The organism is Bacillus sp. AFS098217 (assembly GCF_002551815.1).
Lineage (GTDB): Bacteria > Bacillota > Bacilli > Bacillales > Bacillaceae_G > Bacillus_A.
In genome coordinates this window covers 57,210-84,032 of record NZ_NVPR01000074.1, presented here as the reverse complement: position 1 = coordinate 84,032, position 26,823 = coordinate 57,210, and the positions used below count along the sequence as shown (strand labels likewise).

24 protein-coding genes are annotated in these 26,823 nt (G+C 36.3%); 6 read left to right on the top strand and 18 right to left on the bottom strand.

The features are described from left to right. Positions 1 to 19: 19 nt before the first annotated feature. Together COO03_RS27160 and ytaF are read right to left on the bottom strand one after the other, a co-directional pair. A complete protein-coding gene (locus tag COO03_RS27160; RefSeq protein WP_097898751.1) occupies positions 20 to 178 on the bottom strand; it encodes a hypothetical protein in 159 nt (52 codons plus the stop codon). 118 nt (positions 179 to 296) lie between these two features. After that, positions 297 to 905: a sporulation membrane protein YtaF gene (gene ytaF, locus COO03_RS19505; RefSeq protein ID WP_230322543.1), complete on the bottom strand. Its 609-nt coding sequence runs from the start codon at positions 903 to 905 to the stop codon at positions 297 to 299. 136 nt (positions 906 to 1,041) lie between these two features. Here ytaF and COO03_RS19500 point away from each other — a divergent pair, with 136 nt between their 5' ends. Continuing rightward, positions 1,042 to 1,695, top strand: a complete 654-nt coding sequence (locus COO03_RS19500) for a helix-turn-helix domain-containing protein (protein ID WP_097898749.1) — start codon at positions 1,042 to 1,044, stop codon at positions 1,693 to 1,695. A 162-nt stretch (positions 1,696 to 1,857) separates the two neighbouring features. On the opposite strand, the gene truA is transcribed toward COO03_RS19500, so the two are convergent. Together truA and COO03_RS19490 are read right to left on the bottom strand one after the other, a co-directional pair. Then, positions 1,858 to 2,595, bottom strand: coding sequence for a tRNA pseudouridine(38-40) synthase TruA (truA, locus tag COO03_RS19495; protein WP_097898748.1), 738 nt, complete (start codon positions 2,593 to 2,595; stop codon positions 1,858 to 1,860). Positions 2,596 to 2,933: 338 nt separating this feature from the next. Continuing rightward, complete coding sequence (locus COO03_RS19490) at positions 2,934 to 3,794, bottom strand: DnaD domain-containing protein (protein ID WP_097898747.1); 861 nt, start codon at positions 3,792 to 3,794, stop codon at positions 2,934 to 2,936. 574 nt (positions 3,795 to 4,368) lie between these two features. Here COO03_RS19490 and COO03_RS19485 point away from each other — a divergent pair. Then, entirely contained in the window at positions 4,369 to 5,817 is a 1,449-nt protein-coding gene (locus tag COO03_RS19485; RefSeq protein WP_097898746.1) for a L,D-transpeptidase family protein, read from the top strand. 394 nt (positions 5,818 to 6,211) lie between these two features. Here COO03_RS19485 and COO03_RS19480 read toward each other — a convergent pair whose 3' ends face one another. The 9 genes from COO03_RS19480 to COO03_RS19440 form a co-directional block, all read right to left on the bottom strand. Beyond that, complete coding sequence (locus tag COO03_RS19480) at positions 6,212 to 7,930, bottom strand: NAD-dependent malic enzyme (RefSeq protein ID WP_097898745.1); 1,719 nt, start codon at positions 7,928 to 7,930, stop codon at positions 6,212 to 6,214. A 224-nt stretch (positions 7,931 to 8,154) separates the two neighbouring features. After that, positions 8,155 to 9,123, bottom strand: coding sequence for a 2-keto-3-deoxygluconate permease (locus tag COO03_RS19475; protein WP_097898744.1), 969 nt, complete (start codon positions 9,121 to 9,123; stop codon positions 8,155 to 8,157). A 231-nt stretch (positions 9,124 to 9,354) separates the two neighbouring features. Beyond that, positions 9,355 to 10,062: a response regulator gene (locus COO03_RS19470; RefSeq protein ID WP_097898743.1), complete on the bottom strand. Its 708-nt coding sequence runs from the start codon at positions 10,060 to 10,062 to the stop codon at positions 9,355 to 9,357. Positions 10,063 to 10,064: 2 nt separating this feature from the next. Then, positions 10,065 to 11,660 (bottom strand): DcuS/MalK family sensor histidine kinase, encoded by a 1,596-nt coding sequence (dcuS, locus tag COO03_RS19465; RefSeq protein ID WP_097898742.1) that lies wholly within the window; start codon positions 11,658 to 11,660, stop codon positions 10,065 to 10,067. Between the two features lie 498 nt (positions 11,661 to 12,158). Continuing rightward, positions 12,159 to 13,544, bottom strand: a complete 1,386-nt coding sequence (rlmD, locus tag COO03_RS19460) for a 23S rRNA (uracil(1939)-C(5))-methyltransferase RlmD (protein WP_097898741.1) — start codon at positions 13,542 to 13,544, stop codon at positions 12,159 to 12,161. A 10-nt stretch (positions 13,545 to 13,554) separates the two neighbouring features. Then, entirely contained in the window at positions 13,555 to 14,418 is an 864-nt protein-coding gene (locus COO03_RS19455) for a DNA-3-methyladenine glycosylase family protein (protein ID WP_097898740.1), read from the bottom strand. A 59-nt stretch (positions 14,419 to 14,477) separates the two neighbouring features. Then, positions 14,478 to 15,260: a delta-lactam-biosynthetic de-N-acetylase gene (pdaA, locus tag COO03_RS19450; RefSeq protein WP_097898739.1), complete on the bottom strand. Its 783-nt coding sequence runs from the start codon at positions 15,258 to 15,260 to the stop codon at positions 14,478 to 14,480. Between the two features lie 132 nt (positions 15,261 to 15,392). Further along, on the bottom strand, positions 15,393 to 16,916 hold the full coding sequence (gene fumA, locus COO03_RS19445) for a class I fumarate hydratase (RefSeq protein WP_097898738.1): 1,524 nt from the start codon (positions 16,914 to 16,916) through the stop codon (positions 15,393 to 15,395). A 231-nt stretch (positions 16,917 to 17,147) separates the two neighbouring features. Further along, complete coding sequence (locus tag COO03_RS19440) at positions 17,148 to 17,330, bottom strand: SE1561 family protein (protein WP_097898737.1); 183 nt, start codon at positions 17,328 to 17,330, stop codon at positions 17,148 to 17,150. Positions 17,331 to 17,588: 258 nt separating this feature from the next. Between COO03_RS19440 and yfkAB the strand changes: the two genes are divergently transcribed. Further along, positions 17,589 to 18,716, top strand: a complete 1,128-nt coding sequence (gene yfkAB, locus COO03_RS19435; protein WP_097898736.1) for a radical SAM/CxCxxxxC motif protein YfkAB — start codon at positions 17,589 to 17,591, stop codon at positions 18,714 to 18,716. 44 nt (positions 18,717 to 18,760) lie between these two features. On the opposite strand, the gene COO03_RS19430 is transcribed toward yfkAB, so the two are convergent. Beyond that, positions 18,761 to 19,558 carry a YfkD famly protein gene (locus COO03_RS19430; RefSeq protein WP_097898735.1) on the bottom strand — a complete coding sequence of 266 codons (798 nt, stop codon included), beginning with the start codon at positions 19,556 to 19,558 and terminating at the stop codon, positions 18,761 to 18,763. An 86-nt stretch (positions 19,559 to 19,644) separates the two neighbouring features. Next, complete coding sequence (gene cax / locus COO03_RS19425; RefSeq protein WP_141523238.1) at positions 19,645 to 20,700, bottom strand: calcium/proton exchanger; 1,056 nt, start codon at positions 20,698 to 20,700, stop codon at positions 19,645 to 19,647. 176 nt (positions 20,701 to 20,876) lie between these two features. Here cax and COO03_RS19415 point away from each other — a divergent pair, with 176 nt between their 5' ends. After that, positions 20,877 to 21,293, top strand: a complete 417-nt coding sequence (locus tag COO03_RS19415; protein ID WP_097898732.1) for a pyridoxamine 5'-phosphate oxidase family protein — start codon at positions 20,877 to 20,879, stop codon at positions 21,291 to 21,293. A gap of 153 nt (positions 21,294 to 21,446) precedes the next feature. Continuing rightward, positions 21,447 to 21,593: a BH0509 family protein gene (locus COO03_RS19410; RefSeq protein WP_026008701.1), complete on the top strand. Its 147-nt coding sequence runs from the start codon at positions 21,447 to 21,449 to the stop codon at positions 21,591 to 21,593. Positions 21,594 to 21,727: 134 nt separating this feature from the next. On the opposite strand, the gene COO03_RS19405 is transcribed toward COO03_RS19410, so the two are convergent. Continuing rightward, positions 21,728 to 22,321, bottom strand: coding sequence for a DedA family protein (locus COO03_RS19405; RefSeq protein ID WP_097898731.1), 594 nt, complete (start codon positions 22,319 to 22,321; stop codon positions 21,728 to 21,730). Between the two features lie 506 nt (positions 22,322 to 22,827). On the opposite strand from COO03_RS19405, the gene COO03_RS19400 reads away from it, so the two are divergent. Continuing rightward, positions 22,828 to 25,626 carry a GTP-binding protein gene (locus tag COO03_RS19400; protein WP_097898730.1) on the top strand — a complete coding sequence of 933 codons (2,799 nt, stop codon included), beginning with the start codon at positions 22,828 to 22,830 and terminating at the stop codon, positions 25,624 to 25,626. A 266-nt stretch (positions 25,627 to 25,892) separates the two neighbouring features. Here the strand turns inward: COO03_RS19400 and COO03_RS19395 are convergent, their stop codons facing one another. Both COO03_RS19395 and lepB read right to left on the bottom strand, forming a co-directional pair. Continuing rightward, positions 25,893 to 26,258, bottom strand: coding sequence for a hypothetical protein (locus tag COO03_RS19395; protein ID WP_097898729.1), 366 nt, complete (start codon positions 26,256 to 26,258; stop codon positions 25,893 to 25,895). A 14-nt stretch (positions 26,259 to 26,272) separates the two neighbouring features. Further along, entirely contained in the window at positions 26,273 to 26,806 is a 534-nt protein-coding gene (gene lepB, locus COO03_RS19390) for a signal peptidase I (RefSeq protein WP_097898728.1), read from the bottom strand. Positions 26,807 to 26,823 lie beyond the last annotated feature (17 nt).

Below are 26,823 nucleotides of genomic sequence, written 5' to 3'. Positions count from 1 at the left end.
AAGCACCTATCCAGGTGCTTTAATGTTTCTTTAAGCTATTTTTATACGTTTCAATATTAACAGGTAATTCTTCCTCTTCTAGTGTATGCTCATTTACATCTTTATGAACATATGCTCCTTTAGGTGGCTGATGATCATGACCCTTTTTCTTATGATCAAATGCTTTACCACGTCCCATATTCATCCCCCTTTCCATAAAAGAAATCAATGTTAGTATGAATAAAAGCTCGTCGATATATGCAATGCTTTGTTGTATTTCCAAGGAAATACCCGAATATTGTTGTTCCACACTCTCATTACATCAACTGGTCGATTCCAATAAGAATCAGTAAAATACCAGCAATAATTGTTGCCCATTTCCCTAAGTATTCCGCTAAAAATCTTTTCCCTATATAGGAAAAACCACTAACACAAATAAAACTAAATACACCTGAGACAATTGCAGTCCACCAAAGGTTTAAATTAGTTATCCCTGCATCAAATCCCCCTGCAATATTATTAATTGATAATGCAACCCCTAGTATAAGTGCTTCAGAAAAACTGATTGTTTTAGAACCATCGAAATCAGCATTTTCTGGATTACGTAATATTCTTATAAACATATTGGCATTTTTCTCTGGTGCTTCTTCCTTGCTAAGTAGTGGCTGACATAAAATAAATCCCCCAATGATACCAAGTACAATTGCCCCAATTAAATTTGCCATAAAATCTGAAATAAACAATGATATCCAATTGCCAAAAAAACCAGCTAATAAAGTAAAAAGAAAACCAAAAAGGGCAATAATAAAACTATTAAGCCAAGAAATTTGAATTTTACGAATTCCATACGCAATACCTACACCTGCATTATCTAAATTAGAAGCAATCCCAATTAGAAAAATGGAAAATAAGCCTGCTGTGCTCATCAACATTCTCTCCTTCTTTTGACTTTTCCATGCATCTTATGAAAATGTTGAGCAACTGTGCCTGTCAACTTCATATACTTGTAATAAACGCTCAACATTTTTTCAACACTTTTAAAAGAGAAGGAGTGCCTAAACCATGTCCACTCAAAATCCAAATGACCAGCTTGGTACGTTAATAAAAAAATTGTTAAAAGAGCGTGCCTTATCAATGCGTCAATTGGGAACACTGACAAACATTGACCCTTCAACAATTTCACGGATTATAAATGGTAAGCAACAAGCAAAGCAAAAACACCTTCAAAAGTTTGCAGAGTGTCTGCAAGTTCCACCGCAATTGTTATATGATGCGATGTACCCTGATTCTCCTCACACAAAAAGAGAAAAAACAGATATGTACACATCACTCGACGCAATTCAACATACATTACAATCATCTAACCTATTCGATTACGATTACACAACAACTCGTGTAAAACAGGAACTCGAAAGTTATGAGCGGTATGCTCAAACAACAGAAGGACAAAAACGTATTCATGAAAGTTTCTCAACAAAGCTAGAACAAATTGACAGCACAGGACCTTTCATTGAGCAATTAACAGATATGTATCATCAATTTTGCAAAGAATCTACTCCCCTTCAAGAACGCGCTATCATTGGGAGTGCCTTATTGTATTTCGTTTTATCAACAGATATTATCCCAGATTATATATTTCCAATTGGCTATTTAGATGATGCTATCGCAGTGGAGTTAGCAAAAGAGAAGTTGGTTGAAATGAGAAAAAAAACGTAGAGGATTTCTTAGAAAACATACGGAACTATTTCGGAAGCTTAGCTTACCTAGATTTTGAAATAGTTCCTACTAAAAAAATCGTACAAACATTAAAGCTTGTACGATTTCACGACAGGTACCTTTCATATTACAGAATACCCCTTATTTTTTTATTATAAATCTTTAAAAATCAACCTTCTCCAAATGTAATCCGCTCGCATCCGCAAGACAATTAATTTGATTTCGTTGTTTCGCTTCTAAAATTTGAGGAATCGTATCAGCATCTAACTGACCTAACCCCACTTCTACTAATGCTCCAACGATTTTTCTCACCATATTATGAAGGAATCCGTTTCCACTCACTCTAATTTGGATGAAGCCTTCACTTTCCACGATATCGAGCATATATACTTCACGAACCATAGACTTCTTCTTAGATTTCGCGTTTGAAAAAGCAGTAAAATCATGTGAACCAATTAAATATTGCGCTGCTTTCTTCATATTTTCAACATGTAACTTTTTACCAACGTGCATGCTGTATTTACGCATGAATGGATTCGTATGTTCCTCATTCCAAATCTTATATAAATACGTCTTCGCTTTCGAATTGTAACGAGCATGGAAACGTTCAGAAACTAACTCCACATCCGTAATACTAATATCGTTTGGTAAGTATTGATTTAAATACTTTTTAACTTTAAGTTCTGGTAAATTCTCATCAATCTTAAAATTAGCTATTTGATTAAGGGCGTGGACACCAGCATCTGTTCTGCTGCAACCGATAATTTCGATTTCTTTTCCGACCATTTCTGATAATACACTTTCGATTTTTCCTTGAATCGTATTATCATTATTTCCAAGACGTTGCCAGCCTTTATAGCGGCCGCCGTCATATTGAATTGTTAATTTGTAGTTGTTCATTGTTTTCTGCTATTAAAAACATAGACATTTGCCTATTCATGTTTTTATTAACAGACTCACCGCCTTTCTTTTTCCGTTACATAAAACAAAAATTTTAAGCATTCTATGATGTTTTTCGTAATCTTCTTTTCATAGTAACACAAGAGAGCTCACTTCGTGGCTATATATACATCAATTAAAAACCCGACATAAAACCCCTCTTTTTGGGTAGGAGAGAGCATCTGGCCATGCATAGAAGCGGTCAGAGCCTTTTTCTGCCACATGTATACTTCTGCCAATGTATTATGCGCATCGACTATACATATTAAATCAATAGTGTCCAATCTCCCTTTTCTAGTTCACGGACGCCACCCATGTTCCTGTAAAAAATTCTGTAGCTCTTCTTCAGACGGTACGTTTTTCTCCCACTCTTCGCACTCCTTTAGAAACTCCTCAGTCTCATAGGCAACAGACGGTTCCTTCTTCCGAAACCTCACTGCCGCTTTCTCTACTTCACTCAGCTTCGTATATCCTTTCTCATGCCAGTCCCGTAAAATTCCCTTCACATAAGCAAGCGTATGCTTGTTGTTTTCATGAGCAATCTGGAGTGCTTTCAATACAAGTTCATCTGACAGATCTGCAATCCATTCACTTAATTCATCCGCAGTATAAGGCGACAAACTACCAAAGTTTTGTTCATAAAACAGGAATACACTGCTCCCCGGCTCCACTTCTTCTACTTCTCCATCCGTTTCATCACTTTCAAAAGTCTCTTGAGGAATAACCACAGGCTCTTCATCCGGCATGCCAAAATGCTCTAGTAATAGCGGAACATTCAGCCCTTCCTCCAAACATTTTTGAAGGAACATATGTACAAACTTTTTGCTTTTCACAGTCTTTAGCTCACGCAATACGCATTTCTCAACGTTCGTATTCGTAACGGGGTTATAGCGCACCCAGTTCTGAATGTATAGCTCCTTCGTTTCTGCATCATATAATATTTTTCCATAGTCAATAAACCGCTGCAGCAACTTCTCAACAGTCTCCCAGTTATAGCCTGTTTCCATTTCCGCTAAACGCTTCGGCAGCGGATAAATGCCGCATTGCGTAGTTTTAGAGCATGTCAGCAAGTATATGTAAAAGTATCGTTCCTCCGGTGTTAAGTCCAATACAAAATCATCCTGCCAAAAATTCACCTGTACATTCCGGTATACCGCCATATATATTCCTCCCGTCTTTGACGACAAATATAAAATTGCCGCTGCTTTCATACATATAGAGTTTTGGGAGGAAATTGGGTAATTAATTTGAAAATTTTTTTACTACTACGATGTTATTTCTTTTAGTGAATTGTTGTAGTAGTAGTTTTTTGTTTTGTTTTTGTAATGATTTATTACTTGTAAGGGGCTTTTGATGGGCTTACAAGGGGTATGGAAGGGGCTATTCATTGTGAATCTAAAGGATTTGGCTATCATTTAAAGAACTTTTTGGGGTATACAATTTTATGTATCATTCTCTGTGTGCTACAAAATAAGCCTGTTATATGTAGGACTGTTATGTGCTCCCCTTTCTTCCTATCGCTCGGTTACGTTTAACGAGGCTGAAAAGTTCACTTTAGGCTATTAACGTGTTCATTCTATTGACCAAAATCCAACTTTGGCCAATTCAACACTGTAAAATCTGGTAAAAAAATAATGAAAATTTAAGAATAATAAGGTAAACTAATCAATGGTTTAGTATGTAAATACACTAGTTTAAAGTCGATTGACGTTGATGTATATGGAGGAATGGTTTATGAACAACAACACAATAAATGAATCAGTTGAAGAAATTGATAAAAAACGGGTAAACTCAAGCAAACGTTTTACAAATGGGAAGTTTATCACAATAGGTGTCGGCGTTATAATTGTACTTCTAATTGCGGGAATGAGTTATTATCAAGCAACTCGTTTCAATTCACAGGTTACGATTAATGACACAAAAGTGGGCGGTCTGACTGCTGATCAGGCACTAAAGAAATTAAAAACATCTGGATTAGAAAACAAAGTCTATGTCGGCCAACAACAAATTTTAGATGAAAAAGATACGCAAACGGAACTTACGAATGAGGATTTGCCTAAAGTTAAGAAACTATTAAAAAGCCAGTGGACATTTTTCCCTTCCTCAAAGGAAAAAAATTATTCGCTGCTACCGGAAAAAGCTGATCACTATCGAAGTGAGACCATGAAAAAACTTGTAGAAGAAAAGCTCTTATCTATGAATAAAGATTTAAAAGCGCCTCAAGATGCTATGGCGAAGCTCGAACAGGGCAAAGTTGTTATCTCAAAAAGCAGTGACGGAAAACAGTATGATGTCGCTAGTCTATTGAAGGATTATGACAAGCAGAAGTATAAAAGCGAAATCCATTTGAATCCTGTATACATACAGCCTATTAAAGAAAACGATTCAATTATCAAAAAAGAAGAACAAGCGCTACAGGATCTTCTTCAACAAACCATTGATTATAAGGTACAAAATGAAATTTACTCTTTAAAGGCTAAAGATCTAATTAAAAATGCCTCTATGTCAAAGGATATGAAGGTTACAATCGATGAGAGTGATATTAAGAACAAGATTGCTGAAATTAATAATTCTAAATCAACATTAAATAAAGACTTCGCATTTAAAACCCATTCTGGTTCGGTCATATCAGTAAAAGGACAAGGCTATGGCTGGGCAATAAATGTTGAAAAAGAAGCAAAACGAATCCAAGAAGCCTTCGAAAAAGGGGAGAAATCGCTTTCTGCTTCTAATATTTACGGAAACGGCTGGAATAATGAAGGCATCGGTTATGAAACAACTGCAAATAATGGCATTGGAGACACGTATGCTGAAGTGTCAATTGCAGAACAGCAAATTTGGATTTACAAAGATGGGAAATTGGTAGTCTCAACGAATGTAGTAACTGGTAAACATAGCACGAGTGAAGATACATCACCGGGAGTGTGGTATATTCTCTATAAACGAACACCGTACACCCTCAAAGGCAGCGCAGTCGGTAAACCTGATTATTCCGTTAAGGTAGATTACTGGGCTCCGTTTACTAACAGTGGACAAGGGTTCCACGATGCGGGCTGGCGGACAAACTGGGCAAATAATGCCTATTTAACGGGAGGTTCAGGCGGATGTGTCAACCTCTCTCCTAGTGTTGCGAAAACTGTGTATGATAATCTAAGTACTTATGAACCGGTTGTCGTATACTAGCAAATAGCAGTATAAAAACAAAGAAGCAGAAAATCCTAAGTGATTTTCTGCTTCTTTATTTTTATTATTTATGCTTTGTATTTCTCCTGTGCAGGGTGGAAAACAGTTGTATACTTATATTCAACTTCCATAAAAAAACCATTTAGTTATGATACGGTTCAGCGTGATAGATCTAAATGAGGTTTTAATTAAAATACTTATTTCAGTGACAAAATAAATATCCCTACAAAAAAACACTCACAGGTTTAGACCAAAACAATAAACCGTATATATAAAAGATTTTCCAAAAAGGGTTGGCCCCATTTAATCTAGTTTATTATAAAAATGCCTGTCACTGCCTGGAATACCGAAAGTTCGATCAATTACCAGGAGTACAGGCATTTTATTTAACTATTTAATATGCATAGGAATTAATCTTTGTCCAAATACCTACACTCTTAATTTCTTTATACTCAGGTTTCCACATAGCATCTTCAATAGCATTTTCAACATCTTGAATATCTATTTTTGCAATTCCTTCGTGTATTGCAGCATGTGCTACTTCAATTGCTACGTATTTTGAGACTTCATGAAGCTTTTCAATGGATGGCAGCAGGGATGCGCCTGATGTGCTCGTATCTGACATTTTGGCAACTGCATTTGCTGCTGCTGCGAACATTCCTTTTGAGATGATTTCAGCTTTTGCAACAATTGCTCCAAGTCCAAGCCCTGGGAATACAAATGCGTTGTTTGACTGCCCGATTTCATAAGTAACACCTTTGTATTTTACATCAGCAAAGGGGCTGCCAGTCGCAATTAACGCCTTGCCATCTGTCCATTTGATTAGGTTTTCTGGCACTGCTTCAGCCAGCGCAGTCGGGTTGGACATTGGCATGATGATTGGACGTTCAACGTGCTTGGCCATCTCTTTTATAATATCCTCAGTGAAGGCACCGGCTTGTCCGGAAGTACCAATCAGGATGGTTGGCTTCACTCTTCGAACTACTTCCATTAATGAAATGATCCCTTCCTCATTCTTATCCCAGTCCTTAACTTCATCCACCTGTCTTGTATAAGGCTTCTGGAAGTTCAGAACATCTGGTGTTTCATCTGTTAGTAGACCCCGATAGTCAACAGCCCAGAAACGATCATAGGCTTCTTCTCTAGTCACTCCTTCTAGAACCATGGCATCTGCCATTTGGTCTGCGTTACCAATGCCGGCAGCCCCTGGTCCAAAGACAACAATGCGCTGGTCCTTCAGGGATTCTCCTGTTACTTTCAAAGCAGACATAATAGCAGCAAGAGTAACAGCACCTGTTCCCTGGATGTCATCGTTAAAGGTAAGGATTTTGTCACCGCATTTGTCCAAGATTTTTCGCGCATTGACGTTGCCAAGGTCCTCCCAGTGAATGAGAACCTCTGGAAAGAACTCTCTTGCAGTCTGAATGAATAAATCAATGAATTGATCATAACGCTCACCGCGGACACGTGCGAATTTGTTGCCGATATACATAGGGTCTGCAATCAAAGTCTGATTGTTCGTGCCAACATCCAACACAACTGGCAGAACACGGCTCGGATCAATCCCAGCTGCAGCCGTGTACACGGCAAGTTTACCAATCGCAATATTAATACCGCCTATCCCTTGGTCCCCAATACCAAGAATACTTTCAGAGTCGGTAACGACGATTAAATCAATACCATTTTTGGGCTTTCCTAGATTATAAAATGCCTTTTCAATGCCCTTAGGATCATCAATGGAAAGATATAGGCCACCTGGGCGACGATAGCTATGGGAGTATGACTGGATTGCATCACCGACAGTAGGAGTGTAGATGATAGGGAGCATTTCTGCCAGGTGTTCTTTCAAAAGACGGTAAAACAAGACAACATTGCGGTTATATAAATCATAAAGCAACCCGTTTTTAAACAGATTCGTCGTCTGCATCGAATATTGTTCATAGATTCTATTAACTTGTTCATCAAGGGTGAGTACTTGTGGAGGTAACAGACCTTCAAGTCCAAGATCTTCCCTTTCCTCCTTCGTAAAAGCTGTTCCTTTATTCAAAAAAGGATTGGAGAGAACTTCTTTTCCTTTTATTGTAGTAATAATAACATTCTCAGGTACATTCATGGTGTTTCCTTCCTTCCATCTTAAAATAGTTATTCCGACAATACCGCAACCATGTTAATAAAATTTTCCTTATCCCACTAGTTTTTTAACTTAATGACCCTTTTTGTAACTAAACAAAGTAGACAGTGAAACCGCTGACTGCTTTATCTTTGTTTCATTTTCAAATTGGCTTAAAAGCTTCAGCAGCATGATGGCCAGGATAACAGTAGATTTTTACTTTATTGTCATGCTGCCCCTGTAATTGATTTTTCAGCTTTTTTCTTTTCGGACCTTTTAAATGCATAACTAACAATAATCGGACAGACTACTGCAGATATTACACATGCTGCTGCAACTTGTGCAGTAGCTCCTGGTGCTATTGAAGCTAAGGTTGGATCTGCTGCTGCAACAACAGCTGGTGTAGCTACAGCATTTCCTGCAGTTGACCCTGTTGCTAAACCAACGATAGGATTTTCTTTAAATAACTTCAAAAGTACGTAAGCTCCAATTCCAGTCAATGAAGCTACTAATCCTAGTAATATGCCAGGACCGCCCGCTTTTATAATAGTTGAAAGATCCATTCCTGCACCTAATGGGAATGAGAAGAATGGAATTAATAATAATTTACTGCTTCCAAGGAACTTTCTCATATCAGAATCAATATTTCCTAAAATCATTCCTATTACGATTGGAATTAATACTCCTACAAGTGTTTGAAAAGGAATTGTGGCAAGTCCGGATGCACCTAATGCAACTAATGTGAAAAATGGACCATCTTTTAAAGAAAATACAGCATATGCGCCTACATCAGTTTCGTCACCATACGATGAAGCAAGAGATGCATATAATCCACCATTAGCATTTAATAACGCTGCAAGGATGGCTAATGGTGATAATCCTAGTACTCCGGCAGGCCCAAAAATCATTGCTACAGTTAACCCTATACCAGCACCTATTATAAATTTTCCTGTTAATAATATTGCACCTTTTTTTATTGCCTTTGGTGCTAATTTGAAATTAATTTGTGAACCAATTAAAAACATAAAACATGCCAAAATGGTAGATGATGCTTCTTTACTGAATAATGCCGTTGTAAAACTTCCAATTTTTAAAATTTCCGGGAAAAAGGTATTCGTTAATACTCCTAAAAAAAGTGGAACAACCATCATACCACCTGGAATTTTATCAAGTGTTTTCTTAATTGGAATTTGCATTTTTAACCCTCCTAAAGTAGTTTTTATAATCTCGAAAGGAATCCATTATTTCTTCATTTATTCTAATAATCGAAGAAATCGGTTCCAATTTCCTTGCATCTTGTACTATGTTTTAATCTCCTTTTGTTTTGTTACATGTCTATCATATTCGCAAGGAAAGCGTTTTCATAGTTTATGAAAGTTTAATAATCCTTTTGGTAAATAAAAAAAGTAAGCAGTTTCAAAAACTGCTTACAAAAAGTTTTTTATTAGGTGTTCCTTATATTGGTTATATTCATGCTGATACACAGGCCGTCCGATTGTTCCATAGATGACTTTGACTTCAAGTATTCCTAAGTCCTTTAGGAAGTTAAGATACTTTCTTGCTGAAACCTTTGAAATGCCTACAACATTAGCTACTTCATCAGTGGAAAAAGGCCCCCGCTTCAACTCTTGAACCGCATCCCATATCTGCTTTAAGGTATCCTTGGTTAATCCCTTTGGGAGTTCCTCTGTGATTACGGCTTCTTCTCTGTGCAAAAGTAAGTGATCGAGCTCCTGCTGACTTACCGAATCCTGTTTATCAATTAACCGAGTTTGCTCAAGGTAGGCAGCAAGTGCAGCATTAAACCGATCAAACTCGAAAGGCTTAATTAAATAGTCGACAACACCATACCTTAATGCCCTCTTAATTCGTTCAAGATCTGAGGCCGCTGAAATAATGATGACATCAATTTCAAGATCATTTTTCCGAAGGTACGATAACAGCTCCAGGCCCTGTTTCCCCGGCATAAAAATATCCAAAAGAATGAGCTGAATATCATTCTTTCCTAAAAGTTGGATGGCTTCAGCAACTGAATTGGCTATTGCAACTAAACGGAACCCGGCAATTTTAGAAAGGTACTGCTTATTGATTTTCGCTACCATCGGGTCATCTTCAACAATCATTACATTAATCATTTTCATACATCCTCTGCTTTATAAGGTATATATACACCAAAATTCGTTCCCTTTCCAGGCTTGGACGAAATAATCAGATCCCCCTCCAGTCTTTCAATTGCCTGCGCCAACAGGTATAATCCGAATCCACGGTGATTTCCTTTCGTTGAAAAGCCTTTATTCAATATTTTGTTTTGGAGTGAATTCGTCATTCCCACTCCTGTGTCTTTAACCTCTATTGTTAAAATATCCTCTGCGTAATCCAGTATAAGGTCGACTTTTTTGTTTGGACTGTCTGCAATTGCCTCCATTGCGTTATCGACGAGATTTCCAATTATCGTTATTAAATCATGTGTAATTTCCGAGTTGGCAGGCTTGGGAAGTGTATTTGCGCTATCAAATGAAAGTAAGGCCCCTGATTCTCTTGCAAAGCTTAGCTTGCCAATCAGAAACCCGGCAAGAACCGGATCTTGGACTTTTTTCGTTACAAAGCCCACTTCCGTTTCACGGTGGTTAACGACTTCACTTACATAGTTAGCAAGTGTATCGTATTGTTCAGTACGAACCAGGCCAAGAATGACATGAAGTTTATTCATGAATTCATGAGTCTGAGCACGAAGAGCTTCCGCATAATTGCGTACACCTGTAAGCTGTTCAGCCAAAACTTGAACCTCGGTTTTATCACGGAATGTTGCGATTGCTCCCACCGGCTGATTTTGCACAATCACTGGTACCCTGTTTACTAGAATGGTAACCCCATGCAGGTTCTGTTCTTGGTCGAGCTCTGTCTCACCCGATTTGATAATGCGACTTAACCGGGTCTCTGGCAAATAATCTTCAATGTTCTTCCCTATAGGATTCTCTCCAAGTCCGGCTTTTTTAAAAAGCTTACTGGCTGCCCTGTTTACAAGTGTGATATTCCCTTCTTGGTCGATGGCTATGATTCCCTCACGCACAGACTGAAGCATGGAACTACGTTCTTCAAGCAGCTTAGCAATAGCGATCGGCTCGAGCCCTAAAAGGATTTTTTTGATGTATCTTGCTAGGCACACTGCACCGATTACACCTATTAGGATTCCGATTAACGTCCCTATAACGACCGCCAGTCGTCCTTTCTGTACCGCCTTTGTAACGTTCTCTAAAGTAATTCCTACAGCAACCGCACCCACTTGTTTTCCCTGTGAATTTTTTATTGGAGTAAATGCCCGCATGGATCGACCAAGAGTCCCCTCTGAAATGGACACATACTCCTTTCCTTTAAGAACTGGCCCTTCATCTTCTCCCATGAAGGGCTTTCCAACCAATTCAGGGTCCGGATGGGATTGACGGATTCCTTTCATGTTCATAACAACAACGAAGTTGACATTGATCTTTTCTCTAATTTGATTACTAAAAACTTGGACATTTTTCTCGTTTGCTTTCCCTTCAAGGGCTTCAATCACTTGCGGACTAAGGGCTACCATCTTTGCAGTATTGAGGGCCTTTTCTTTCTCTGTTTCTTCCACACTGGAAGTAATTTTTTGGCTTATTATTAAATCAGTTATTCCAAGTGATAATACGACGACAATGCAAACGAATATAATAATAATGGCTTGTAAACTAAATTTGCCCTTCTTCATAATCTCCTCCAGGTATTATCAAAATTATAGTATGTATAAGACTTATCCCAAAAATGACAAAAGGCCGCTAAGCTCATAAAAAAGCTGGAAGCAGCCTTTATCATTAATCATCGAATTAGCAAAATGGCACCTGCCATAATTAAGGTGAGAACCATTGCATTTTTTAAAATTGACAGTTGAACATCCTCCGCTCCCAATAAACCCCAGTAATAACATAGTAGGTGTGAAATTCAAAGATGTCGCTCCCGAATACACTTTCACTTCATAAAAAGAAATTTATCCAATTATATTGTAGTACTTGAAAATGGCAGGACACTTTTTGTAATTAAAAAAAGTGTGTGGGCAAGGAAATAAAACAGGTTTTCAAAAGCAAGGAATAGCTAAAAAAATTATGGAGTTTTTACTTGAGCACTTCCTTTCACTCCCTGATAAAACATCCCAAATAAAAATTAGGCCTTATCGATTTTTCGATAAGACCTATCTCTCACTGCTACACCTTTAATTTTCTTTTCTAACAAGCTTCACTACATTCTCCACATGCGCCGTATGCGGGAACATATCAACCGGTTGCACATATTCCACTTCATAGCTCTTCATTAATGCTTTTACATCACGAGCTAACGATGAAGGGTTACAAGAAACATATGCAACTGTTTTTGGTTTTACTTTTAAAATTGTTTCAAGCAATTTATCGTCACAGCCTGTGCGAGGTGGATCAACTACGATTACATCTGGGCGCCAGCCTTCTTTCACCCATTTCGGTAGCCATTGTTCTGCTTTACCAGCTTCGTACTTTGTATTTGTAAATCCGTGACGCTTTGCATTTTTCTTTGCATCTTCAATCGCTTCTGGAATGACATCCATACCGCGCACTTCATCGGCATCATTTGCAAGCCAAAGGCCGATTGTACCAACGCCGCAATATGCATCAACAATTTTTTCCGTACCTGTTAACGCAGCAGCTTTTTTCGCTTCGTTATATAGGACAACTGTTTGTTCTGGATTCAACTGGAAGAATGCACGTGCTGATAATTCAAATGATAAATCACCAAGCGTTTCTTGAATCACTTCTTTTCCAGCTAAACGGAATGTTTTGTCCCCGAAGATAACAGATGTTTTACGCCAGTTCACATTTTGCATAATTGATTTAACAGTTGGCATCTGCTTTTGTACTTCTGCGATAAACTGTTCTTTATTTGGTAATTCTTCTTTTGTTGTAACAAGTGTGACTTGTACTTCCCCTGTTTGAACTGCCGTACGTGTCACAATTGTGCGTACTAAACCTTTTTGTTTCTTCTCATTGTAAATAGAAACATTTAATTTTTCTAATATACGTCTTACAACTTTTGTCGCTTCATTCGTTGCTTTATGTTGAATCATACAATGAGAAATATCAATTAACTGATGTGAGTTTTGTTTATATAATCCTGTAATAACCTTTTCATCTTTACGTCCCACTTGTAATTGACTCTTATTACGATAATGCCATGGATTTTCCATACCAAGTGTCGGACGAATTTTCTCCTCCATACTATTCTTCATGTACTTCTCGAATGCTTGTACAACGATATCACGCTTTTGATTCAATTGTTCTTTATAATCTAAATGTTGTAGCTGACAGCCACCACACTCCTCATATACTGGACATGGTGCTTTCACACGGTGCGGTGACGCTTTACGAACTTTTTTTACTTTTGCTTCAGCAAAGCCACGCTGAATCTTCGTTGTTTCCGCAACAACTTCTTCTCCTGGCAATGCTCCTGGAATGAAAACAACTTGTCTCTTAAAATAACCAACGCCTTCTCCGTTAATCCCAAGACGCTTAATTGTCACAGGAAACGTTTGACCAACTTCCAACTTACTCTCGTGTTGCTTTTGTATCATCCTTACACCTCTACTCTATACTTTTCCATAAATATAACGCTGCATAACTGCAGTATGGTTCGCACTCTTGTTTCACTTGTTCTAAAAGTGCATCATCTGGTTTATTCTCCAATTGAAATATCCCTTGAAGTGCACGCTGAATCCCGATATCTGCTTTCGGAAACATGTTTTGCCGCCCAAGTCCAAATAATAAAAAATTTTGCACTGTCCATGCACCAATACCTCGCACTGGTAACAATTGCGCTGACACTTCTTCTTCTGTTTGTTTTTCTAGTTCCGCTAAATTCAACTTACCTTCCACTATATGTTTTGCTAGCCCTACCATATATTCAGCTTTTCGTTGACTAAACTTCTGATTTCTAAGCTCTTCTATTGAAATATTTGCTACCCTTTCTGGTGTAGGAAAAAAGAAAACACCATTCTTCTCTGCTCCATACCGTTTTACAAATTGTTCTGTAAGTGCAGTAGCAAATTTCAAATGTACTTGTTGATGAATAATACAACGAAGAAGACAAGCAAAATAATCAAACTCTAAAATAAGTGGTGTATAGGCATATGTTTCAAAAAGCGGACGTAATGATGTGTTTATAAAATGGGTTTGTATATCTTGAAAAGATTCATTCCATTGAAAAATGGAATAGATGCGTTTCACAACTTTCTCTTGTTCCCCTGTTTGGCTTGAAATCCAAAATTGTGGATTTTGAAGCGTGCCAATCCCTTGCACGCGAACAACAATTTGTTCTTCCTCTATAAGAAGTGGAACATAAACTATTTTCTCTTCTAACTGGACAACATTTAGTGGATCAAAAGATAGACGCCTTAATACTTCTTCAAAGTGGTACGGATTCTTTAACGTAACATGTTCGCTCCACATACGTTTCCCCATCCTTTTTACACATCATTATAGCATGAGAAAACCGCAAGCATACATGCTTACGGTTGATTGCTTTTTACTAAATCATCTAGGCTTTTAAAATGATACCCTTTCTCGCGCAAATCATCAATGATTTTTGCAAGTGCTTCTGCATTATCTTTTGATATAGCATGAAGTAATATAACGGACCCTGGATGAATCATATTCATAACATGATTATGAGAATATTGCCATCCTCTTTGCTGATCTACTTTCCAATCTAGAAATGCAAGCGACCAAAACACGTTATAATACCCCATCTCTTTCGTAAGAGCTAGCGTACGCTCACTAAAAATCCCACGCGGAGGACGTACATATTTCACTTCTTTTTGTCCGGTTATTTTTTTAATTTCATCCGTTACACTTTGCAATTCTTCCCGAAGTTTCTCATCATTTACAGTTGTAAAATCAGGATGACTTCGAGAATGGTTTCCAATAATATGCCCTTCATTTTTCATTCTTAATAATAAATCTTTTTGCGTCTTTATATAATGACCTGTTACAAAAAATGTTGCTGGTACTTTCTTTTCTTTTAACACATCTAAAATTTGTCCAGTATATCCATTTTCATATCCATTATCAAATGTTAAATATATATCTTTTTTACTTGTATCACCTAAATAAAAACCACCGTTACCCCGAAGTAAATCAGTAAATTTTTTCCCCGCATCTGGTGGAGTCTCATTTTTAGCTCGTGGAATTCCCCAGTGATTGGGCGCGTTCGTATACGCGAAAGCAGAAACTGGAACAAGTGCCATTATAATTGAAAAAATGAGACCTATATATAACCATTTATACTTCATAAATAGTCTCCTTTCCATATATCATCGTACCTGTAGTTTCTGTTTTCAATATCCCTTTCATCCTAAACAAGTTTTTCTATATGTACCAAAAAATGCACCTCGAATTGTTCGAGGTGCATTTTTTTATTTCATTTACTTAAATACTGGCTCTTTAAAGCTAGCCAATTTTTCAAGTGATGTTTTATCTACATCTGCATGTAGACTATTACCATGAGAGTCCATTGTTACAACCGCTTTAAAGCCATCGATGCGTAAGTGCCACATTGCTTCTGGAATACCGAATTGTAAGAAGTCAACGTCTTTCACTTCTTTAATACATTCTGCATAATACTGTGCAGCACCGCCAATCGCATTTAAATATACACCACCATGTTCTGCTAGTGCCGCCAATGTTTTCGCTCCCATACCGCCTTTACCAATTACAGCACGGATACCAAATTTCTTCATGATATCCCCTTGATATGGTTCTTCACGAATACTTGTCGTTGGACCTGCTGCTTTAATCTTCCAATTGTCATTTTCATCCTTCACTACAACTGGGCCACAGTGATAAATAATTTGTCCATTTAAATCTACTGGGCAATCATTATCCATTAAATGCTTATGAATTGCATCACGCCCCGTGTACATCATGCCATTAATTGTAACGACATCACCAACACGGAGTTCACGAATTTGCTCTTCTGTAATTGGGGCCTGTAATACAATTTCACGCTGTTCATTTTCTTCTTGTGTCGCTTCTTGCTGAAGTGTGTCTTCTCCTTCTTGATATAACCAATCAATAATTTCACCTGTTTCAGGATGAATTGTTACACCAAGACGACGATATGCCCAGCAATTATACGCAACAGACACATAGAAACTAGCTGGTAAACGATTGTACACTCCAATTTTACAACCAAGTAAAGTTGTTTCTCCACCAAATCCCATCGTACCAATGCCAAGTTTGTTGGCATTCTCTAGTACGTATTCTTCAAGCTTTTGTAATTCTGGAATTGGATTCACATCATCTAATGTACGGAACAATTGATTTTTTGCTAATTCATAACCTGATGTGCGGTCTCCCCCGATACCAACACCGATTACACCTGCACTACATCCTTGTCCTTGTGCTTGATATACTGCATGAAGAAGGCATTTACGAATTCCTTCTAAATCGCGGCCAGCTCGTCCAAGTCCTTCTAATTCACAAGGTAAGCTATACTGGATATTTTTATTCTCACAGCCGCCTCCCTTTAAAATTAAACGAGCATCGATATAATCTTTCTCCCATTGTTCAAACTTAATCACAGGTGTACCTGGCCCTAAATTGTTTCCGCTATTGTCTCCGAAAAGAGAATCAACGGAATTCGGACGAAGTTTCCCATCCTTTGTCGCCCGCTCAAGCGCACTATAGATGGCTTCCTTCATTTTCAATTGATTCACACCAACTGGTGTATAAATTTTAAACGTTGGCATCCCTGTATCTTGGCAAATTGGCGAGATGTTGTCATCTGCCATTTTAATATTATTTGTAATCGTGCCAAGTGCCATTGCTGAACGAGTCCCTGCATTTTCTCGCTCTTTCGCTTGCTGAATCGCACGGCGAACATCTTTCGGTAAATTCGTCGACGTTTCAACGATCAGTTGATACATAGTTTCTTGAAGCTTTTCCATTGTTACTTCCCCCTCAATTGTGAACGCTATCAAAAACGTTATGAGATGAAAATTTCATCATTAAATCTCTATTTATTTAATGACTCTTAAGATTGAATGAAATTTTTCACAACTTGATTATACCCTTTTTTCCATATTCCTTCTATTTTAATAAATCCGCATATTTTATAATAAGGCAGCGTACTTACAGAAAACGGCTGCCAATACATCATTGACAGCCGCTTTAATATATTATTCGTCTTTTTTAAATTGCTCACATTTCAGTTCTAATTCATCTAACATTGCAAGAAGACGATCTACATCTTCTAGTTCTACTTCTTCTGGCTCAATTGTATCAATTACTTCAATGAACATATTTAAACGTTCTTTTAAATATACTAGTTGTGAATCTTTATCATGAATTGCTTTTCCCACGAAGGCACTCTCCTTTTTATTCGAGTTGCTTTTATTATACCGCAAAAACGAGTGTCATGGACATGAATTTTCATCAATTTTGCCCTAGGATTCCATTCTATGCAAACAGAAATATAAGACGCTTTCTTTTTCTTTTAAAGCGAAATAAACAAATCAAGAAATTCTCGTTACAAAAAGTTTCACTTTATAAAAAGTCCATATTCTTCTATTATAGAGGATGGACAAATTGTTATTTCAATAGTCAAAGGAGTATTTCAGATGAGTATATCACAAACAATGAAGCCGATTACTCCTTCTTACGATCCATGGGAAGCGTATATGGACCTTGAAGAGTACGGCAAATTACTATTAACAAACGTTGAATTTACAACAACAACGTTATGCAATATGCGCTGTGAGCATTGTGCTGTCGGTTATACATTACAACCGAAGGATCCAAATCCGCTTCCGATGGAGCTTTTATTAAAGCGGTTAGATGAGATTCCTCATTTACGTTCTTTAAGTATTACTGGCGGAGAACCTATGATGTCAAAGAAATCCGTCGATAACTATGTAACACCACTCTTAAAATATGCCCATGAACGAGGCGTTCGCACTCAAATCAATTCAAATTTAACTATAGATTTAGCCCGGTATGAACAAATTATTCCTTATTTAGACGTGTTACATATTTCACATAACTGGGGAACAATCGATGACTTCGTTGAAGGCGGCTTTGCGATGATGGCTCGCAAGCCTACTTATGAACAACGTGCCAAGTTATTTGAACGAATGATTACAAATAGCAAAGCTTTATCAGATGCAGGTGTTCTTGTGTCAGCAGAAACAATGTTAAATAAACGTACCCTACCACATATTGAAAACATCCATCGTCAAATTGTTGAAGAAATGGGTTGTAAACGTCATGAAGTGCATCCAATGTATCCAAGTGATTTTGCTAGCAACCTTGAAATTTTAACAAAAGCTGAAATTCGAAGTGCAATTGAGCATTTATTAGATATTCGTGATGAAAACGTATGGATGTTATTTGGCACATTACCTTTCTATGCATGTAGTGATGATGAACGTGATTTAGCTACATTAAAGAAATTACATGAGAGTAAAAACGTGACCGTTCGTAATGATCCAGATGGACGTTCTCGTTTAAATGTGAATATTTTTGATGGAAATATTATCGTGACAGATTTTGGTGATATTCCTATTCTCGGTAATGTACAAACAAATACATTACAAGAAGCATATGACAAATGGGGCAGTTCAAAAACAGCGAAATCATTAAGCTGTCATTGTCCAGCTGTGAAATGCCTTGGACCAAATATTCTTGTGAAAAATAGCTATTATCCAACTGAAAATTTCTTAACAAAAAAAACCAATATTACACTATAGTTAAAAACGTCAGCATATGGAGCTGACGTTTTTAACTATTACTATCATTGCGGTTGTAGTGACGAAATAAATTTAAAAGACAAGTGATCTTGAATCGGAATAGCCGCTCCAATTCCTTGCGATGTAATATTTTTAATAACGAGTCTTTTTTGATTTCCTTTCAAAACAAGATACACTTCTCCAAATGTGACTTTTCCTTTTTCATTTACTGCTGGTGTATAAGCATATAAGTACCCCATTTGTTTTGGACTAATATTATATACACGCTCATGACCTGTACCGTAACCAATTGTTGTTTTAAAAGAGAGTGGTAATTGTACTTTTTCCAACGCCTTTAAAAGCATCATTTTTTTCACATCTGTTGCATCTTTAATATCTGCTGTTAGATTACCTTCTACAGTTCTTTGTGTTTCTTGTTTATAGCGAAGTGGATATAGTCGTTCTACCCCTCGATTATCGTATACATTTCGATTCACTTGTTTATATTCCCAATTAATTGTTGTGTCTGTCGATTCATAATTTAACGGCCATTGGCCTAAATAAATTTTTGCCTTATACCCTATTGCAAGAGGCGCATTTGAAATCGAGGTTTCATTCAACATCCGAATTAAATCTGGATTTTCAATTCTAATCGTTGATGTTTTTAACAATTCTTTTGCAAATTTACTCGGTTGCAAACGCGGTAAATCTTGTGTTTCATTTGGATACGTATTGTCTTTTGAAATATTTAAAACAGATGAGGGCACCTTTACTTGTATTGTTGTCTTCGCAAGACTTCTACAAGGAAATAATAAAATAAGTGTGGCTATAATTAAAAGGCATATACTGTACACTCTTTTCACCTGTCTGGCTCCTTCCTACATAACAGTATGTAAATGATTTACTTTATCTATTGTTTTCCCTCCATCACATTGTTATCCCACTTTTTTCATAATAAGTAAAAACCAATTCCCATAATAAAATAGGCCGCTAATAATGTGCCTCCTTCAAACCAATTCGTATCTCCGTCATTTGAAATCGCGATTGTCAAAAAGACCGCTGTGATCATAGATATAAGCTCTGGTATCGTGAATATTAACGGCATTTTTACTGTAAAAAACATGGAAAGGAGTACCAATACAGGGGCAACAAACATTGCAACTTGCAATGTAGAACCGACCGCTATTTCAACTGCAATATTTACCTTATTCTTATATGCCATAATAATTGCAGAAGCATGTTCTGCGGCATTACCAACAATTGCAACGATGATAACCCCTATAAATAATTCTGACCAGCCAAATGATTTGGCCACCGTTTCAAATGTATGAACAAGTGCCTCTGAAACATAAGCTACTGCAACTGTTGCAATTGCTAAAATAAGCAGCGCTTTTCCTTTTGACCATTCAGGTTCTTCCTCATGCTCTACCTCATCACTTTTATGCTGATACACACCGCGATGTGTGACTAATTTAAAGAATAAGGCCGCTAAATACATAATAATCATGATAATAGAAACACCAATACTTAATTGATGTGTTTTTCCTATATCCATCTTCATTGAAAAAATCTCAGGAATAACAAAAGCTACTACAACTGCAAATATTAATAATGCGGAATTATGTCTCGCATCATAAACATTGAAACTTTGCCGTTTGTACTTAAGCCCCCCCACAAAAAAAGAAAGGCCTCCTACTAATAATAAATTCCCAAGAACCGAACCTGTTAAAGAAGCTAACACGACTTCTATTAACCCTGCTTGTAAGGCAAAAATTGAAATAATCAGCTCTACCGCATTACCGAAAGTCGCGTTCAATAGTCCACCAATCCGTGGTCCAGAAACAATCGCTAAACTTTCTGTTGCCCTTCCCATAAAAGCGGCTAGTGCAATAATTGTAATACAATATACAACAAACATAATTGTCTGTGGCCAATGCATTGTTTTTCCAAGAATAGAAAGTGGCACTCCAACAAGTGCAAGTATTAGAAAAATTTTATTAAACATGTATTCCATCCTTCCATATGTGTTTCTTCTCACTATTATCATTATTCTTCTCCTAACTTGTCCCATTTCATCACAATTACGTTTAAAAAATGCAATTGAAGAAAAAAGTATAAAAGATCTCAAGAAATTCAAAGTTCATACTAAACAAATTATGAATAGTGAAAAGGAGCAAAAAAATGCACTTAAAAGAAAAAATCGCAACCATTATTCAAGGACAAAAAACTGGCGTATTTGCTACTATACGCGACAATAGACCTCATAGCGCTTTTATGATGTTTTTTCATGAAGATTTTGTACTATACGTTGCAACAGATCGTAATTCAAAAAAATTAACGGACATCGAAAAAAATCCAAATGTACACGTATTACTTGGACGCGAAGGAAAGAATTTGGATGAAGATTATATTGAAGTCGAAGGCATAGCTTCAATAGAAGAAGATCAAACGCTGAAAAACAAATTTTGGAATAATAGCCTAAAACGTTGGTTACTTGGAGCTGAAGATCCAAACTATGTACTCATTAAAATTAATCCGAATACAATTTACTACATTGATCATGCTGGTACGACTCAGCCTGAGTTTTTACGACTTTGAGATGAAAACAAGTCCCTTCAAAGGGACTTGTTTTGTCGAAAAGTTCTTATCAAAAATATATAAAAAATATGGAACTTTCTAAAGATTCTGTTATATAATACTATTAACTTAAATAAACTGTATTAAAACAGATTGAGAGGAGAATGAAAGATGATGAAAAGAGAAGAACGGAAAAATATGATTGAATTTATTGAAAAGAAAAAGGGAATTGAACGTGAAGAATTGTTATTTATGACAGATGATGAAGTAGAACACATTTATAATGTAACTTACTTTCTATATGAGGAGATTGCAGAATAAAATATGGAAAGCCCACCTTATCCGAGGATACGAGGTGGGCTTTCCATATTTCTGCGATAAACATTTCATTCAAACATCTTTCTAATTACAGCTGATGTTTTATTTATTGCTTTTAGCTAAAAAAACCGCTTATATTAGCGGTTTTTCTTCCTTTTAATATAGAGCCATACAATGAATAATACCACTGCTGAAATAATTAAAATCCAGATTCCATACTGGTGTAAACTATATTCAACAAGGCGCCACTTCTCTCCCATTTTCCAGCCAAGACCAATGAAAACACTAATCCAAATAAAAGCACCACTATATGCATATAAACAAAATCGCCAAACTGTTAAATTTGACATTCCAGCAAAATACGCCGTTAAATGGCGCACTCCTGGTATAAAGTATCCAACCATTAATAGAAAAGGACCATATTTTTCAAATAAAATATGTGTTTTTTCAATTTGTTTTTCTTTAATTAGAATTTTCGGACCATATTTTTTCAATACAGGTAGTCCCAGCTTTAAGCCAAGTAAATAACTTAATGTAATTCCAAGCATCGCACCTGCCATCCCACTTAGGAAAGCACTTGTTCCTGACATAATGCCCTTCGAAATATTATATCCAACAAATGTTAGCAAGAATTCATCTGGTATTGGTAGACCGACAATTCCACCAGTTAGTGCTATAATAATTCCAAAATATCCATAGTGTGCGATTAACTCACCAATATGTTGTTCCATTCGGATGACACATCCTATGCACGATCGTTATTCCATATTGTGCCCTTTCTATCTTTGCAGCAAACATGGTATACATGTTCACTATACATGGTTTTTATAATGAACTCTACTCCTATTCATCTCATTCTTTTAGATACATCCTATAGTTCACAAAAGTGATAAGAAAAAATAAAAATTCACGAGCGTTTTTTTTTGTTACAATAAAAGAAAGTTATTTTTAGCAGCGGTTTAACGCTCAAGAAAAGTGATTTAACTAGCAAAGAACATATTTTGATCTATAAAATGCAGTTTTTATCCAGTAGGGTAATATGCGCCCTTTTACATAAAGTAGAATTTCCATTAGTAGATATTTTCTTTATCCTCCACTGATGGAAAGCGCTGCTTTTACGAGCATTTATCCCCCATCCATCGTCCTAGCTCCCTCTGAACCTTGAGGTAGGGGATCTTACTGCCCGCAAATAGCGGGATAAAAAGTCATTTTTCTAAACTATACAGGGGGGAAAAACATGACCATAGAAAAACAATTGATACAAAAGGTATACTATGAAACATTTTTAATGGAGCAAGCCTCCACCCAAGCCCCAGAGATTCTTGGGGAAGCATATGTAAATGAATCCGAAAATGAATTTTCCAATATATCTAACATTCGCTTCGCACAAGGCGAAGTGTATTTCCAACATAAAGACTTTGAAGCGGCCATCTTTAAATGGGAAAAAGTAAATAATGAACTCGCTTCATGGGCAAAGAAAAATATAGCAGACTCTTATTTCGAATTAGGATTCCTTTCAACAGCAGAAGAAATCTATAAATCTATAAAAACGGAAGATACAACACTTACAATGGAAGTCTCATTACAACTCCTTTCTCTTTATATTGATCAAAACCGTTTAGGGCTAGCTTTTAAAACGATTAGCGAAGCAGTTTCATTCCAACCAGATTATCCTAATATCACTGCCATTGCTCGTTCCTTTTATGAGAAACAAAAAGATTGGAATAACGCTATTGAACTTGCAGTCCAGGAAGGGATTCGAACAAAAGCATTACATTGGTTTGATATTTTAACAAACTATGTAAATCAGGGATTTACATACAAAATGAACCCGGAATATTTTTATGAATCGTTAAAAGCTTTATATACAATTGATCAAGTTCAATTTAAAGAACTCGTTTCAGCATTTTGGAACAGTTATCAAAAAGAACCCGCTTATCTATCTTGGATTCAAACAATCAATCATCTATTTTTACATATCGAGGCAGATACTTACGATGAATGGAACGAAATTGCTTCTCTTTATCAAGAAACTTACTGCGAGTTAATTACAGGGCAACATTTCATGCATGAGTTACAGGAACTGATTCCGAACTTGTTAACCAATTGGTTTAGCTTAACAAAAGCAGAACATTCTTTATTTGTTTCCGCAGCAGTCTTAGCATGGAATGAAATCTCACCTACAAGTCTAGAACCATTACTCATAAAAAGCGCTGAAGCCCTTCTGTCTAACTCAGTAGTATATGAAGGGATTGATATAACCAATATTTCGACTCTCTTTGAAACAATTACTATATGGGCCGAAAAAAATGACGTAGACTTAGGACATCAATTTACATTGCTCGTTCGTGAACTTTCTGATTTAAACGTTACACAACTCCTCATAGCAGGAACTAGTAATCATGATAAATCATCCTTTATCAATTCGATACTTGGAGATAATATACTCAGTAATTCCCAGGCAACTGCTATTGTGTTTAAAGATAATGCCCATACTGAAATTACAGAGTTCACAGATTTAACAGTACAAAAGATTCCAACCTTCAATGAATTTTGTGATATGATGGCCGTTCCTTCAAAATCAGAAATCGAGAAGAAATGTATTGAATTTAAATTACCATGTAGATTTTTAAGAAAAAATAAACTCTCATTCATTGTCACACCAGAGTGTAATGGAAAAGTTGATAAAAACGATACAATTTTTGAATATTTACATGCAACAGATAGTCTTATCTATGTAATAAATGCAACTTCACCATTACCAGATGAAGAGCTCGATACATTGTTATATATACGAGAACAAGTCCCAAATTTGCAGATTCATTTTGTTTTAAATACCATCGATGAAAGTGGCAACAATGGTATTGCAAATAAAATAATAAATGAAGTAGTGACTAAAGTGCGTGTACATTTTCCAAATGCACAGGTATTCCCTTACTCACCTTTACATGAAAATAGCCAGCAACTGAGTGATATAACAGAGTCTATTCTCTCTAACATCAATCAACGGAATATAAAGACAGAGCGCATGGAAAAACTATTATGGTTCATTCAAAAGACCATTACATATCTTTTAAGTGAACGTGTAGAACTAGAAAACACATTAGTAAAATCAATTCGTTGGAATAAACACATTTTAGTAAAACTAAATGGTTTTATTAATAACCTTACTGCAATTGAAAAAGATAAGATTCGCTCCATTACAGATTCTTATCGTTTAACAAAAGAAGAAATCACACACGATATACATGCCCAAATTCCTGAATTATTACAGAGTTGCTCGGACCTCGTTCAAGAAGATAGTGATTTTAAATTAGTTCATGAAGAATTAAATATGGCAATGAATGAACGAATTCAAAAACATTTACAGCAAGTGATATTACCTAAATTTACTCAATCCATTCAAGAATGGATTGAAACTGCACATAATGAATTCATTCAAAGTCAGTCTTATTTAGACGAAATGAGCGAAACTTTTAATAAGCTATATGAAGATGAACGCATGAAATTACCATGTGACTTCCAACTACTTGATGATTGGCGTAGAGATGTAGTAAGAATGACAAACAGAATCAAAGTTGACGACATCAATATTTTATTACGCTTTACACCAACACAATTTTTCTTAAAAAGTGCAGGAAAACTATTTGGTAACATGCAAAAAAACCAATCTATACTCTATAACAAATATAAGCAATATATTGAAACGGAAGATTATACAGATGTTGCTACAACTGTATCAAAACAATTTTTCCTTCAATTTGAGTTATTTGAGAGTGCATTAGAACGTGATATTATGATGTTCTTTAAAGACCCTCTTAGCATACTAAAACAAACTGTAGAAGCCGCACATCTTGAAATAAAAGAAGATGAAAGTGCGTTAACAAAATTAAGAACAAATCCAGAAACTTATCACGATCCTTTAACACTATTTAAATTACAGTTATTACAATACAAATTCATGCTAAACATCAATCGAAAAAACGATGAGACTTCTCCTTCGAAAGAAGAGAATAATGAAACACCCACTGTGTAAATCATAAAAAAACCAAGCAATTCTTAAAAATTGCTTGGTTTTTTTCATTTCTATATACATCAACATGAAACCCCTCTTTTTAGGTGGAAGAGAGCATCTGGCCATGCATAGAAGCGGTCATGGCCTTTTTGTGCCACATGCGAAGTAAAAGCAGAAAGAACAAACNNCGAGTGTAGGTTACTTTTTATTCCGTATAGCAGGGATTTAGATGTCGAAAAATTAAAATGGATTTATATAGCATTCTACATAGAACATATCACTATATTTCACATATCCCAAATCACTTCTTCAACCTTCGCCTCAATTTTCACACGCTGTATGAATTTCGTTCTTTCTTCTGTATGAATTAACTTATGTATATATCTGCGCTTACTTAATAGATCTCTATACACTTTGTTGCAAAGCATAACTTCCTGACAGCGTTTATCCTCATATAAAATCTTAAACCACGCATATTGTTTTAACTTTTCTACATGCCGATTTATTCTTTTCTTTTTTCGTTCTTCTCGTTCACTGAATCTTTCTACTGCTTGCTCGACTACTTCATCTAACAAAAAATCCCCACCAACTTTTATAATGCTTGCAAGACCTCGTCCCATTTCTACTACAATACGCCATGAAATATCCTCCATAATCCACCTTCTTTCTAATTTACAACTTTCATATGCTCAAATGGATAATAAATCGCTGTTAGTGTTCCGAGTACTTCTGTTCTATCGATCAACCCTAAACCATTCCGACTATCTCTACTGATTAAACGATTGTCCCCCATAACGAAAATTTTATTTTTCGGAATGGTAATAGGACCAAAGTCTTCCGTTAAATTAATAAGAAGCTGCTTAGCCTGTTTTTTATTTTTTTCCAAGTAGGGTTCGCTTTGCACTTGATGATTGACATATAACTGATCATTTTTCATCTCAATTACATCACCTGGTAGCCCAATAATTCTCTTCACATAAAAATTATCAGTCTTTACTACAATGATATCTTCTCTTTTATAACTTTCAAATCTCTTTGCTAACTTATTGATAATCACTTTATCTCCGTCTTGTAAAGCAGGTCTCATCGATGCTCCCTGTACAGTTGTTGGGAAAAACACAAAGATTTTCGCTAGAAAAACTAGCAAACATGCAATTGCAAGTATTTCAAAGAATTCACGAAAACGGTTTTTCTTTTTCATTTTCTACTCTCCATTTC

Excerpts from the sequence above, each read along its gene's own strand:
- COO03_RS19405 (WP_097898731.1), bottom strand. The coding sequence starts at position 22,321 with ATGGAACAACATATTGGTGAGTTAATCGCACACTATGGATATTTTGGA.
- COO03_RS19470 (WP_097898743.1), bottom strand. The coding sequence starts at position 10,062 with ATGATTAATGTAATGATTGTTGAAGATGACCCGATGGTAGCGAAAATC.
- COO03_RS19455 (WP_097898740.1), bottom strand. The coding sequence starts at position 14,418 with ATGTGGAGCGAACATGTTACGTTAAAGAATCCGTACCACTTTGAAGAA.
- yfkAB (WP_097898736.1), top strand. The coding sequence starts at position 17,589 with ATGAGTATATCACAAACAATGAAGCCGATTACTCCTTCTTACGATCCA.
- COO03_RS27160 (WP_097898751.1), bottom strand. The coding sequence starts at position 178 with ATGGGACGTGGTAAAGCATTTGATCATAAGAAAAAGGGTCATGATCAT.
- rlmD (WP_097898741.1), bottom strand. The coding sequence starts at position 13,544 with ATGATACAAAAGCAACACGAGAGTAAGTTGGAAGTTGGTCAAACGTTT.
- ytaF (WP_230322543.1), bottom strand. The coding sequence starts at position 905 with ATGAGCACAGCAGGCTTATTTTCCATTTTTCTAATTGGGATTGCTTCT.
- COO03_RS19395 (WP_097898729.1), bottom strand. The coding sequence starts at position 26,258 with ATGGAGGATATTTCATGGCGTATTGTAGTAGAAATGGGACGAGGTCTT.
- lepB (WP_097898728.1), bottom strand. The coding sequence starts at position 26,806 with ATGAAAAAGAAAAACCGTTTTCGTGAATTCTTTGAAATACTTGCAATT.
- COO03_RS19400 (WP_097898730.1), top strand. The coding sequence starts at position 22,828 with ATGACCATAGAAAAACAATTGATACAAAAGGTATACTATGAAACATTT.
- COO03_RS19410 (WP_026008701.1), top strand. The coding sequence starts at position 21,447 with ATGAAAAGAGAAGAACGGAAAAATATGATTGAATTTATTGAAAAGAAA.
- COO03_RS19475 (WP_097898744.1), bottom strand. The coding sequence starts at position 9,123 with ATGCAAATTCCAATTAAGAAAACACTTGATAAAATTCCAGGTGGTATG.
- COO03_RS19500 (WP_097898749.1), top strand. The coding sequence starts at position 1,042 with ATGTCCACTCAAAATCCAAATGACCAGCTTGGTACGTTAATAAAAAAA.
- COO03_RS19415 (WP_097898732.1), top strand. The coding sequence starts at position 20,877 with ATGCACTTAAAAGAAAAAATCGCAACCATTATTCAAGGACAAAAAACT.
- cax (WP_141523238.1), bottom strand. The coding sequence starts at position 20,700 with ATGTTTAATAAAATTTTTCTAATACTTGCACTTGTTGGAGTGCCACTT.
- COO03_RS19480 (WP_097898745.1), bottom strand. The coding sequence starts at position 7,930 with ATGAATGTACCTGAGAATGTTATTATTACTACAATAAAAGGAAAAGAA.
- truA (WP_097898748.1), bottom strand. The coding sequence starts at position 2,595 with ATGAACAACTACAAATTAACAATTCAATATGACGGCGGCCGCTATAAA.
- COO03_RS19485 (WP_097898746.1), top strand. The coding sequence starts at position 4,369 with ATGAACAACAACACAATAAATGAATCAGTTGAAGAAATTGATAAAAAA.
- fumA (WP_097898738.1), bottom strand. The coding sequence starts at position 16,916 with ATGGAAAAGCTTCAAGAAACTATGTATCAACTGATCGTTGAAACGTCG.
- COO03_RS19490 (WP_097898747.1), bottom strand. The coding sequence starts at position 3,794 with ATGGCGGTATACCGGAATGTACAGGTGAATTTTTGGCAGGATGATTTT.
- pdaA (WP_097898739.1), bottom strand. The coding sequence starts at position 15,260 with ATGAAGTATAAATGGTTATATATAGGTCTCATTTTTTCAATTATAATG.
- dcuS (WP_097898742.1), bottom strand. The coding sequence starts at position 11,660 with ATGAAGAAGGGCAAATTTAGTTTACAAGCCATTATTATTATATTCGTT.